Source organism: Candidatus Nitrosotalea sp. FS (assembly GCF_011319475.1).
Taxonomy (GTDB): Archaea; Thermoproteota; Nitrososphaeria; order Nitrososphaerales; family Nitrosopumilaceae; genus Nitrosotalea.
In genome coordinates, this window is record NZ_RCMC01000199.1 from 44,134 (window position 1) to 54,792 (window position 10,659).

Genomic DNA, 10,659 nt, shown 5'->3' on the forward strand with positions numbered 1-10,659 from the left:
ACTGTTTGCTATTTGATTTACAAAACTGCAATGAGAGTAGGTGATGAAAAAGATCCAGATGAGGCAGACACTGTAGGTGCTACCACACTTAGAGTAGAACACATCAGTCTAAAACCAGGCGTTATAGAGTTTGACTTTTTGGGAAAAGACAGTGTGAGATGGCAAAAACCACTTCCTGTAACGGAACAAGACAAGATGTTTTATGAAAATCTCAAAAAACTCACAGAGAAAAAGAAAAAAGACGATCTAATATTTGACGCAATCACATCAAGACACGTAAATGAATTTCTTAGTGGCATAGTAAAGGGCCTTACTGCCAAAGTGTTCAGAACATATCTTGCAACCCAAGTAGTTACAAATTATCTCAAAAAAGTTGACAATCTAAAATCAAAATCAGAGAACATCAAGATTTACCATGCAAAATTAGCAAACCTTGAAGCTGCTGTGACATGCAACCACAAGAGAACTATACCAAAGAACTTTGATGAAACCTTGCAGAAAAAGCGTGAGGCAATAAAGAAACTAAAGGAGACAAAACCCAAGACTGAAAAACAAAGTGAGAAACTAAAACAACGTGAAGAAAAATTAAAACTCACTTTAGAGCTTACAGAGAAGACCCGAGATTATAACTTGGGAACATCACTTCGAAATTACATCGACCCAAGAGTAGTCAAGGCATGGTCTGATGCAGTTGGCCTAGAATGGGAGAAACTCTACACATCTGCATTACAAAAGAAATTCCAATGGGTATCAAAAGTAGACACCAACTGGAAAACGATTGCACAAGTTTAAGCAAGCTACATTTAATTGCATCAAGAATTTAGGCGTTATTTATGCCGGGGTAGCTCAGCCTGGCCTAGAGTGCCAGTCCACACAAAGGGTAATACTCATAATCTGGAGGTCGTGGGTTCGAAACCCACCCCCGGTATACACCTTTTTTTCATAAGAAAGGCGAATACCTTTTATTCTAATACGATTCAAAATACACAAAATGTCTAAAAAGATTCTAGTTTTTGCAGTTTTATTTTCTATTGTATTGTCCATGACGATAACACAAGAGGCCAATGCTTTGACCCAAGGTGCTGGTCAATATAGTCGAACTACAGCAAGCCTTGATCCAAGCAGAGTGTGTGGCAATCACATTTGCCAACCAGGAGAACATTCCAAGTGGTCATCAGCGATGTTGTCATCACAACGCCAAGGTCCAGGCAAAGCTACTGGTGCACAATANACAGCCACACTACCGCAGGTCTTGATCCAAGCAGAGTGTGTGGTAACCACATTTGCGAGCCAGGAGAACATTCCAAATGGTCATCAGCTATGTTAGCGTCACAACGACAAGGCCCAGGCAAAGCTACTGGTGCACAATATGGAATCATCATAATGCATCAAATGGTCGTAAATGCTCTAGCAAAAACAAACTATGGATCTCAAATGGTTTGGAGCCATTCAACCATGTCAAACAGCACAACAAAGATGAATTCCACTGCAATGAAATAGATACAATCATTGCAACAAAATCAAATTCTAACAAAAATACAACCCAAAGCATACAGGTAGATCCAAAGTTAATGTTAAATTGGCAGGTTTAATCCAGTCTCATAATGACAGAGTTTGAGGAATTTGCATATGCCCTTTTGGACCAGCTCTCAGTTGAGCTAAATGAGGAAAAAGAGATAACAAATTCAAAAGCAAAATCTGAACAGACATTTGCTTCAAAGATAAAGTTTGAAGACATTGAATCAATCTGCAACAGGTTGTTTTCAGACATGTCAAAAAAGATAACAGAGTTTACCGAGATTCCAGTATCGCAGACAAGAGTTGAATTTCCAGAACTTGTAGAGTTTAAGCGTCTGAAAGGACGTAAAGTGTATCCCACAAAGGAATCTGCAGAGTTTGTGGATGAGCTTTTTACAGCAATTGCATACGAAGATGTTGAAAAAATAGCATCTCTTGCAGAAAAGCAGACTTTTCGATATCTTGTCTATTCCACCTATGCAAAGGGGTACATCTCACAGATATCGACTACATATGGCGATTTTTATGAATCTGTAATATACCTCAACAAGTTCATTTTATCCAGTTATCCCCAGATAATATTACACAAGCAAGGCGAACCCTACGAGTCAAGGTTTGATCAAGTAAACTCTGGATATATTGGAGCCTTGAAGATGACCATCCTTGAAGAACAGATTCATTCAATACAAAATAATCTCTACAACATCAACAAAAATGCTGTATCTGAAGTAAATGCAATCAATGAAGAGCTTGCAAAGATCATTCTAAATCTTGATGATACCGCAACAAAGAATCTTTACAATTATTTACAATTACCAGAAGTTCCAGACGAGTATCCAGTTGCAAAGAGAGCAAATCTGTTTTTCATATTAAATCCAGACAATTTCATAGTCCAGGTCTTGGGTCCAGATGTTATGACATTTACAAAGGTAACAGTGGATCCTAAAATTTTGGAAATGATTCCACAACTTTTAGACATTTATCAGAGATGGTTAAAGCCAATCCAGGCACACCATGCAGCTTTTACAACAATGGAAGGAATGGCAGAGTTTGCAGTAAAAAACATCCTAAAAGATGATCAAGACTTTAAGAATTATCTAGTTACATTTGCAAACAGCGACATCTCATCATACCAGGTCAGAAAGAATATGGGAACAGACTTTACAGAACACATCTTTGCAAAATTAGGCAAGAATACATACAAAACATTGATTGCAAATCCTCCCACAACTCGAGAACTCAAAAATCCAGAGAGTTATCTAAATAGAAAATGAATGAATTCGATCCATTTGCAGCAGAGTGGGTCTCTTATGCAAAAAGCCCACAATACACACTAGTTGAAAAGTGCCTGAAATTGTCTCAGATACTAGAGTTTCCAGATCTTGACATTACAGAATATGTCAAAAAACTACAATCGTTTGAACATGGATTGCATGATCACATATCTGATGTCAAAAATCCAATCTATCTTGTATCAATGCTAAACGAGTACATGTTTGACATTTTGGAGTTTGAAGCAAACAGTGATGATTACTATAACCCAAGAAACAACTTTCTTAACATAGTTATTGAAAAACGTACTGGAATACCAATCACATTATCAATTATTTACATCGAACTTGCAAAGGCTATCGGGCTTGAGCTCAGACCAGTAGGGTTTCCAGGGCATTTCCTTGTAAAATATTCAGAGGAGCTCATACTGGACCCCTTTAACAGAGGTAGTCTGCTTGATGTCGAAGATCTCCAGGATATACTTGATTCCACATATGGTGAAGGAGTAGAGTTTGAGCCAGAATATTTGAATGACATAGAACCAGAAAAGATACTGATAAGAATTCTAAGAAATCTAAAGGGGTCTTACACAGATTCCTTTAGTTATGAGAAAGCAATGCATTGCATCAATATGATACTAGGTCTTGATCCAAACTCATCAGAAGATATCAGGGATAAGGGAATAGTCCAGTCAAGACTGCTTCAAAATGATCTTGCTCTAGCATCCCTTAACAAGTATCTTGAGCTTGCACCAGAAGCAGATGATGTTGACGATGTACTAGAGATGATTAAAAGCATTAAAGAGAAATCTAGTCAATAATTGATTGTACGTCTTTTCCTTTTTTGATTAGTTTGTGTTCGTATCTTACAATCTTGTTTCGCATAGTTCCTTTGAGAACATCAATCTCATTTCTCAGGCTGGCTACCTCATCTTCAAGTCTAGCTACTCTTTCATAAATTGACTCGTCTTCGCCTGCCATATGTTTAATCTTCACTAGATATGACCTTAAAAATTTATGGTTTATTTTGTTGAGGGTTTTGTCAGTATTTTCTATAGTGTGAATTCGCCGTTGCATGATTGGCACTTGCCTTTCTCGCTGCCAATCAATCCTATTATCAAAATTTTTCCTATTGTACCGCATTTAGGACAGAGGCCGGTGGTAACGTTTTTTGGACCGCTTGATCGTGGTTTTACCGATTTTCTCCTTACCATTAAATGAATTCGCGAAATTCGGTTTATTAAGTTTAAGCGTAGATCGCAAAAAGCGCGGGGAGTGGGATTCGAACCCACNACATGGGATTAGCAATCCCACGCCCTACCAGGCTAGGCGACCCCCGCACAGATGTTGCTGAAATTTAAACTGTTATTATAACTTTGGAACTAGAGCGGGAATGAATTTTCCTATTCTTCTCCAAAACGTTTGTAGTTTTGTACAAGATCCTTGAGATGAATTTTCTCTCCACCTACAATCTTCAAGTCCACTTTGATCTTGCCTTTCTCAATTGTAATGATGTTGTATGTGTTCTCAAAGAGTCCTCTCATTCTTTCAGAAGATACTGTTCCAGCATTTGCAATAGACAGATTTCCAAAATTCCAAAACCATGGCCTGTGCTTGTGACCACAAATGACCAAGTCTATCTTGCTTGCAAGTGCAGTACGTAATGCATCTCCAGAATCTATTACAGTTACTCTGTCAGTACCAGTATCAGGAACTCCTATCAGATGGTGGTGCATTGCAAGTATCTTGGTCTTGTTTTCATATTTTTTCATGGTTCTTTCAAGCCATAGATTTTGTCTAAAACCTATCTCACCCTCGTCCCTGTCAGGTCTTGCAGTGCCAAGCGTTACAAGTACAGTATCATCTTCTAGCTCATTTACAGAGTCAAAGGGAAAGTATTTTTTGAATAAAAGATATCCCGTGTTTCTATAGTCATGGTTTCCACTCATTGCAATTATCTTTTCAGTCTCAAACTGTGAGAACTTGGCCTTGCATTTTTCATATTCCTTGAGGAGTCCCTCATTTGTAAGATCGCCTGTTGCTACAATAACTGATGGTTTTAATTGATTTATCTCTTCTACTGCAAGGTCAAATGTTTCTTCTTTGAATTGTGTACCAACATGAATATCTGAAATCTGCACTATTTTCATAACAAAATATTCCATCAATGAGGAGTTTAAGCTTTGGGATTTACAATAAAAATTTTCAAACAATTTTCTAGTTAGAGTTAAATATACTGCTACTACAATTTCGCCTGATTTGGGAAAAAAGGCTGCAATAATTAGAGGAGACGGCATAGGCCCCGAGATTGTTGATTCAATGTTAAAAGTATTGAAGGCATGTAACACTCAAACTGAATTGGTTTTATGCGAAGCAGGCTCTGAACAATGGGAAAAACATGGTGGGGAAACATACATTCCAGATGCTACTATGAAGATCCTAGAAAACTCTGATGCAGGTTTCAAGGGACCTACAACTACCATTCCAAAACCAAATTCTCCAAGAAGTGTTGCAGTAACTTTACGACAAAAATTTGATCTATATGCAAACATCAGACCAATTAGGACATACAAGAGAATAACGCCTGACAAGACACTTGACTTTGTGTGTTTTAGAGAGGCAACAGAAGGTCTCTACACAGGAATAGAGTTCAAGGTATCAGATGATGCCGCAATTGCAATTAGAAAGATAACAAGGCAGGGAAGTAGTCGTTTTATCAATTCTTCAATATCATGGGCAAAAAAATATCACATGAACAAGNCAAGACAAGGAAGTAGTCGTTTTATCAATTCCTCATTATCATGGGCAAAAAAATATCACATGAACAAGCTTGTTGCAATAACAAAGAGAAACATTCTCAAGGTTACTGATGGAATCTTTTGGGAAGAAGTAGAAAAGGCTGTCAAGGCAAANACTATACATAGACAACATGACCCAGCAGCTTGTCATAAAACCAGAACAGTTCAACGGTTCAGTCTTGATAAGCACCAACCTCTTCATGGATATAATATCAGAGTTGGCATCAGGCATAATTGGTTCCATAGGACTGGTCTATTCTGCAAACATGGGAGACAGGTTTGCCATGTTTGAGGCAGCTCATGGCAGCGCACCTTCATTCAAAGGACTAAACAAGGTAAACCCAACTGCTGCAATTCTATCAGGAGCATGGATGGTAGAGTATCTCGGAGAGACTCACATCAGAGATGCAATATTTGCTGCAACTGATCAAGTTATCAATGAAGGCAAGTATGTCACATTTGACATTGGCGGAAATGCAACTACAACACAGATGACAGATGCAATAATAGAGATTGCAAAACAGAAATTAAGAAAATAGTTTAGCATTCAAACTAGATTTTGACAAGACAAGAATAGATACTATAGATGCAATTAAAATAAAATATGACATGTGACTAAACTCTGGAACGCTTGCAGTGTTGTCATTTATTGTAAAGTTTTGATGTGTTATTGGAAGAGATTGGTTTTGGACGGGTGTTGACTGCGGAATAGATATCAGATCAACTGACCTGTCATCATTTGCATTCATGTCACCTGCAGTATTTGCAGAGTTTGCCTCAAAGAACAATTGGTATTGTCCATCTACTGGATTACTCCACGTAAATGTTACAGGAACGCTCTGTTTTGCAGGTACATTCAACTTGACAAGTCCATTATAAAAGAGCGAAGAGTTGTTTGTTATTTTTAGTGTAAATATTATGGAACTTGCATCCGCATTTCCAGTGTTTTGGATCTGTTTTGTTATCACAATACCATTTGATGTATAATTTTGTTTTTCAATTTTTAATGAATCTGGAACCCAGGAAAGTTCTGCATGTGAGAATTCTTTTGTTACCACAACAACTCCAGATGGCCACATGTCAGTCTTGTCATAATAGCTGTATCTTCCAACGGTACCAAAGAACTGGGTAAATGACTTGCCAGGTGGTATGATTCCACTGTCAAAGACTCCCTGTGGACCATAGTTTGAGGTCCCAGTTGTAGCAGTGTGGGTCTTGTTGTCTTGATTTATCCATGTGACTGTATCCCCTGCAGCAATATTTACCTGAAATTGTATAGCATGACAAACTGGGCCTACAGTGATTGTTGGATGTATCATTTACTATGGTCACCTGTGTATCAAGTGCTTGCGCGTTTGCAGCAGATGCAGTATAGAAGATAGCAGCTATTGCAACAGCATAAACCACATGATGAAATCTCAATAGCATCAGTTTTGTTTCTTTACAGATAAACTAGGTGTACTTGTTATAAGAAAATCATATTAGGGCTTGATTTTTGTGCATTCGATTATAATCAACTCTTCATAGAAGAGTTTCTTTTTTGCTGCAATTGTAACATGAAACCCAAGAGACTCTGCCAGTTGGACTAGTGTTTCATACTTTGCAAGAGAAGAGGTCAGAAATACCATCTTGCCATTTTTTTCAATTCTGGAATTGGCAGATTTTATTATCATGCTCGGAATTTCAGTGCCATTATGGAGTCCATCTACTGCAGGGTCAAGCAACTCATCAGATGGCAGATACGGCAAATTGCATACAACTAGATCAAATCTAGTATGCAATGCATCAGCAGCATTGCAACAGATGCAATTGTCAAGTGTCTCATGTGCCTTGACAAGAGCCAAGATGTTGACATCAGTTGCAACAACTAGTGAAAAATTCTTTGACAGGACATTTGCAAGGATACCAGATCCTGTACCAATGTCAAGTGCAGATCTTCCTTTTTTATCTTTTAGATAATCAGCAAAAAAGATAGAATCCTCTGCTGGAATGTAATAATTATTGTGGGATTCTTTTTGCAATGTCTATTATCTCACCATCTGGCATTTCTTCAAGTCTCTTATCAGAATCAATCTCTAGGCCCATCTTTTTTCCAATGTGTCGTATGGTCTTTCGCTTGAATGAAAATAGTTTGTTTACCGCATGTACCGTTTTATCAGACAACACATGTTTTTGGACAATGGAAATCACAATAGAGTCAACCTTTGGAGGAGGTCTAAAGTTTGTGTTTTTTACATCCATTATACCTTCAATCTCAAGACAATAATTTGCGATAACTGATATGGCTCTTCTTTCTTTGCCGTCTTTTTTGGTCAGTTTTTGGGCAAATTCCTTTTGGACCATCACAGTAGCATGCTTGAACTTTTTCTGAACAAGCCATTCCATGGCAGTACGGCTCTCAGAATATGGAAGATTTGAGACAAGGATTGTAAATGTAACATCTTTCTTGAAGGCATCTCCTTTTTCCAGGGTTAGGTTTGGAATATGAGAAAAAGCATCTTTTGCCTTGGAATACAAGACTGGGTCTTTTTCAATAGATATGACCTGTTTTGCATCCTTGCACAAGAGTGGTGTAAGTATGCCTTGACCTGTGCCTATCTCAAGAACAATGTCGTCTTTTGTTATACCAGCAGAGTCAACTATTGATTTTGCGATTGACTGCGATATTAGAAAATGCTGGCCTAGTAACTTGCGCTTGATCATTTTCTAACAAAGAGACTCATCCTTGTTTCTCCTGTTATCTCTTCGATGATTCTCTTTGCAATCTGTTTTGCTGGCTCTTTTAGTCCAACTCTTTCTTGTAAATCCTTAAAGTCTGTAAACTTTTTCTTTTCTCGTTCTTCTAGCATTGTCTTCATGTAGGTCTTTCCAATTCCTGGTATCAGCTCAAGTGCATGTATTCTTGGAGTAAGTGGCTGTGCGTTGTTTAGGTAATCTACAAATCTTTTTTCATTTTGCATGACAATTTTTTCAATTACTGCATTTAGTTCACTCTGTGCTGAAGATGAAATGTGTTCATGTTCTAGTCTGCCAAGCACTGAAAGTATTTTTGTCCTGCCTTCTTTGCCGATGTAGACTCGCTCTCCAATCTCAAAGGTAGAGTTTGGCATGGCAAGCAATTCAAGTATGGTTAGTCGTTCTTCTCCAATAGCTGTAACAATTATTCCGTCTCGTCCTCGTACTGTAGTTGATTTTCCCCTTGTAACAAAATCTAATACGTAGGCGTATTCCTCATACTTTCTAGTTTGAGTGTGTTCCAAGAAAAACCGTACTCCTAAACTTAAGAGTTCTCCTTGATTATCTTTAGCATCTTGTCGAGCGTTTCAGCAAGAATTAGTTTCTTCCAACCAAAAGTAAATGCTCGCAATTCAGCTTCAGTACTTGGGAGATTATTTACAATTTCTACTGCTTCTTCTTCTTGTATGCCACATTCTTTTACAAGTTGCTGCTTGAGTTTCTTTGCAGCCTTGGCATCAATTTTTGAAAACTTGGTAACATAATCATATGTCCATCTTTGGATTTGGTCCATTGATTCAGTATCCACTTTCTCCATTATTTCTTTTACTTCTGGAATAGAAATGCCCTGTTTCTTCTTTACTTCTTCCATTTATACAACACCGAATGGTTTGATATGGTCTAACCTAGTGATTAAGGTTTTTGACTTGTTACCAAGATTAACTGCAAGTTTCACGGTTCTTCTACCAACAGCATTGATTGTTCCGACCTTTCCATGATATCTTCGGTGTGGCAATGCCTTGTGTTGTGAAGGATCTATGATAACCAAAACTTTGTCTCCTACGGAATATTCTCTTAATAGAAAAGAGACTCCTCTGACCTTGTCCTTAGTCATGACGGATCGTGACTTGTGCATAAAGCCGTGTGAACGACCCTTTGGTTTCTTAGTAGTCATTAATCGTTAAGACTTGAGATGACCATAATTTAACACTTACTGGGTATAAAGGAAAAAAGTTAGACGGTATGGAAGATTGTACTTCCAACCGGGGACAGGATGAGAGACCTATTCTTCAGGTTCTTCTTTCTTTTTCTTCTTTGTTTCATCCTCTGGATCTGCAACACCACCTTCGGTTAGTGTGTAGATAGCCTCTTGTTCAGGATGATGAGGACTGTCAACCATTCTGGCAATTCTCTTCTTACCTGATTTCTTGAGGTAGACACGGTATGTTGAAGCATGTGCCACAACGTTTCCTCCAACAGGTCTTGTCGGATCTCCAAAGAACTGATCAGGAGAGGATTGTACCTGGTTTGTTGCTATTGCTGCAATATTGTATGTTTCAGCTGTTCTTGAAAGCAAGTGCATGAACTTGTTCAATCTCTGTTGTCTTACAGAAAGAGTTCCTCTGCCTAGGAATTCTGCTCTGAATAGACCTACTGCAGAATCTACAACAAGTAATTTTATTTTGTTCTCTTCAATTATAGGACCTGCTTCTTGCAAGATTAATTCTTGGTGAGCACTATTGTATGCTCTTGCTACCATAATTTTGTCAAGAACTTTCTCTGGATCAAGACCTTTTGCTTTTGCAATTGAAACAATTCTTTCAGGTCTGAAAGTATGTTCAGTATCAACATACAAGACTCCACCATCCAAGCCACCCTCTTCTTTTGGCTTTTGGACAGTTACACATAGAGTGTGACAAAGTTGTGTCTTGCCAGCACCAAATTCACCATAAACCTCTGTTACTGCTTGTGTTTCTATTCCACCATCAAACAAGGTATCAAGTGCATTGGTTCCTGTTGTTATCTTGCCAATGTCTTGTCTTCTCTTGTAGATCTCAGTTGCAGAGACAAATTCTTTAGCAATCTGACCATTATCAATTAGCTGCTGTCTTGCTTTATTTACAAGATTTACAGCAGCATCAAGATCCATACCAGTAATTTCTGATATGTCCACTGGTCCTCTTACAACAAGATCCAATATGTTATGGATGCCTGCATCGCTTAGCTTCTTGGAAGTTACTGGGCCTACCCCATCTAGATTTTCTAATCTTAAATCGTCCATCTTACCGTATGGTACGGTACCAGTACCTAATAAACTTACTGTGTCAAGGTTCTGT

The 10,659-nt window shown here is 38.2% G+C and carries 13 protein-coding genes, 2 tRNA genes and 2 pseudogenes; 6 read left to right on the forward strand and 11 right to left on the reverse strand.

Annotated elements, in window-relative coordinates; genetic code table 11:
* The 4 genes and pseudogenes from DYY66_RS14645 to DYY66_RS07540 all read left to right on the forward strand — a co-directional run.
* Positions 1-792 (forward strand): annotated as a pseudogene (locus DYY66_RS14645) (DNA topoisomerase I); the annotation flags it as partial.
* 43 nt (positions 793-835) lie between these two features.
* A tRNA-Met gene (locus DYY66_RS07525) sits at positions 836-928 on the forward strand.
* A gap of 676 nt (positions 929-1,604) precedes the next feature.
* Positions 1,605-2,792: a hypothetical protein gene (locus DYY66_RS07535; RefSeq protein ID WP_166287671.1), complete on the forward strand. Its 1,188-nt coding sequence runs from the start codon at positions 1,605-1,607 to the stop codon at positions 2,790-2,792.
* Entirely contained in the window at positions 2,789-3,610 is an 822-nt protein-coding gene (locus DYY66_RS07540; RefSeq protein ID WP_166287674.1) for a SirB1 family protein, read from the forward strand. Before DYY66_RS07535 ends, DYY66_RS07540 begins: the two co-directional genes overlap by 4 nt.
* On the opposite strand, the gene DYY66_RS07545 is transcribed toward DYY66_RS07540, so the two are convergent.
* The 4 genes from DYY66_RS07545 to DYY66_RS07560 all read right to left on the reverse strand — a co-directional run bounded on the left by DYY66_RS07545 (position 3,600) and on the right by DYY66_RS07560 (position 4,939).
* On the reverse strand, positions 3,600-3,785 hold the full coding sequence (locus tag DYY66_RS07545) for a hypothetical protein (RefSeq protein WP_166287563.1): 186 nt from the start codon (positions 3,783-3,785) through the stop codon (positions 3,600-3,602). The two genes, DYY66_RS07540 and DYY66_RS07545, sit on opposite strands and share 11 nt — an antisense overlap.
* A 56-nt stretch (positions 3,786-3,841) precedes the next feature.
* Positions 3,842-4,003: a hypothetical protein gene (locus DYY66_RS07550; protein ID WP_166287679.1), complete on the reverse strand. Its 162-nt coding sequence runs from the start codon at positions 4,001-4,003 to the stop codon at positions 3,842-3,844.
* 53 nt (positions 4,004-4,056) lie between these two features.
* A tRNA-Ser gene (locus DYY66_RS07555) sits at positions 4,057-4,129 on the reverse strand.
* 63 nt (positions 4,130-4,192) lie between these two features.
* A complete protein-coding gene (locus DYY66_RS07560; RefSeq protein ID WP_166287682.1) occupies positions 4,193-4,939 on the reverse strand; it encodes a metallophosphoesterase in 747 nt (248 codons plus the stop codon).
* A 109-nt stretch (positions 4,940-5,048) separates the two neighbouring features.
* Here DYY66_RS07560 and DYY66_RS14650 point away from each other — a divergent pair.
* Positions 5,049-5,549 (forward strand): isocitrate/isopropylmalate family dehydrogenase (locus tag DYY66_RS14650; RefSeq protein ID WP_255496358.1); only part of this gene is annotated, 501 nt, incomplete at its 3' end.
* 153 nt (positions 5,550-5,702) lie between these two features.
* Positions 5,703-6,126 (forward strand): annotated as a pseudogene (locus DYY66_RS14660) (isocitrate/isopropylmalate family dehydrogenase); the annotation flags it as partial.
* Here the strand turns inward: DYY66_RS14660 and DYY66_RS07570 are convergent.
* The 7 genes from DYY66_RS07570 to radA all read right to left on the reverse strand — a co-directional run bounded on the left by DYY66_RS07570 (position 6,115) and on the right by radA (position 10,604).
* Positions 6,115-6,906, reverse strand: coding sequence for a hypothetical protein (locus DYY66_RS07570; protein ID WP_166287685.1), 792 nt, complete (start codon positions 6,904-6,906; stop codon positions 6,115-6,117). The pseudogene DYY66_RS14660 and the gene DYY66_RS07570 sit on opposite strands and share 12 nt — an antisense overlap.
* A gap of 162 nt (positions 6,907-7,068) precedes the next feature.
* Positions 7,069-7,608, reverse strand: coding sequence for a HemK2/MTQ2 family protein methyltransferase (locus tag DYY66_RS07575; RefSeq protein WP_166287688.1), 540 nt, complete (start codon positions 7,606-7,608; stop codon positions 7,069-7,071).
* On the reverse strand, positions 7,586-8,290 hold the full coding sequence (locus DYY66_RS07580; RefSeq protein ID WP_166287691.1) for an rRNA adenine dimethyltransferase family protein: 705 nt from the start codon (positions 8,288-8,290) through the stop codon (positions 7,586-7,588). Before DYY66_RS07580 ends, DYY66_RS07575 begins: the two co-directional genes overlap by 23 nt.
* Entirely contained in the window at positions 8,287-8,847 is a 561-nt protein-coding gene (locus tag DYY66_RS07585; protein WP_166287694.1) for a DUF655 domain-containing protein, read from the reverse strand. Before DYY66_RS07585 ends, DYY66_RS07580 begins: the two co-directional genes overlap by 4 nt.
* A gap of 20 nt (positions 8,848-8,867) precedes the next feature.
* Positions 8,868-9,194: an RNA polymerase Rpb4 gene (locus DYY66_RS07590; RefSeq protein WP_157927541.1), complete on the reverse strand. Its 327-nt coding sequence runs from the start codon at positions 9,192-9,194 to the stop codon at positions 8,868-8,870.
* The gene (locus DYY66_RS07595; protein ID WP_166287697.1) at positions 9,195-9,497 is read right to left on the reverse strand and encodes a 50S ribosomal protein L21; all 303 of its coding nucleotides are present in this window, start codon (positions 9,495-9,497) and stop codon (positions 9,195-9,197) included.
* Between the two features lie 108 nt (positions 9,498-9,605).
* Positions 9,606-10,604 carry a DNA repair and recombination protein RadA gene (gene radA / locus DYY66_RS07600; RefSeq protein ID WP_166287700.1) on the reverse strand — a complete coding sequence of 333 codons (999 nt, stop codon included), beginning with the start codon at positions 10,602-10,604 and terminating at the stop codon, positions 9,606-9,608.
* Between the last annotated feature and the right edge of the window lie 55 nt (positions 10,605-10,659).

What these genes read in the sequence shown, in the direction of transcription:
- DYY66_RS07535 (WP_166287671.1), top strand. Translation starts at nt 1,605, where the DNA reads ATGACAGAGTTTGAGGAATTTGCATATGCCCTTTTGGACCAGCTCTCA.
- DYY66_RS07590 (WP_157927541.1), bottom strand. Translation starts at nt 9,194, where the DNA reads ATGGAAGAAGTAAAGAAGAAACAGGGCATTTCTATTCCAGAAGTAAAA.
- DYY66_RS07580 (WP_166287691.1), bottom strand. Translation starts at nt 8,290, where the DNA reads ATGATCAAGCGCAAGTTACTAGGCCAGCATTTTCTAATATCGCAGTCA.
- radA (WP_166287700.1), bottom strand. Translation starts at nt 10,604, where the DNA reads ATGGACGATTTAAGATTAGAAAATCTAGATGGGGTAGGCCCAGTAACT.
- DYY66_RS07560 (WP_166287682.1), bottom strand. Translation starts at nt 4,939, where the DNA reads ATGAAAATAGTGCAGATTTCAGATATTCATGTTGGTACACAATTCAAA.
- DYY66_RS07595 (WP_166287697.1), bottom strand. Translation starts at nt 9,497, where the DNA reads ATGACTACTAAGAAACCAAAGGGTCGTTCACACGGCTTTATGCACAAG.
- DYY66_RS07570 (WP_166287685.1), bottom strand. Translation starts at nt 6,906, where the DNA reads ATGATACATCCAACAATCACTGTAGGCCCAGTTTGTCATGCTATACAA.
- DYY66_RS07550 (WP_166287679.1), bottom strand. Translation starts at nt 4,003, where the DNA reads ATGGTAAGGAGAAAATCGGTAAAACCACGATCAAGCGGTCCAAAAAAC.
- DYY66_RS07540 (WP_166287674.1), top strand. Translation starts at nt 2,789, where the DNA reads ATGAATGAATTCGATCCATTTGCAGCAGAGTGGGTCTCTTATGCAAAA.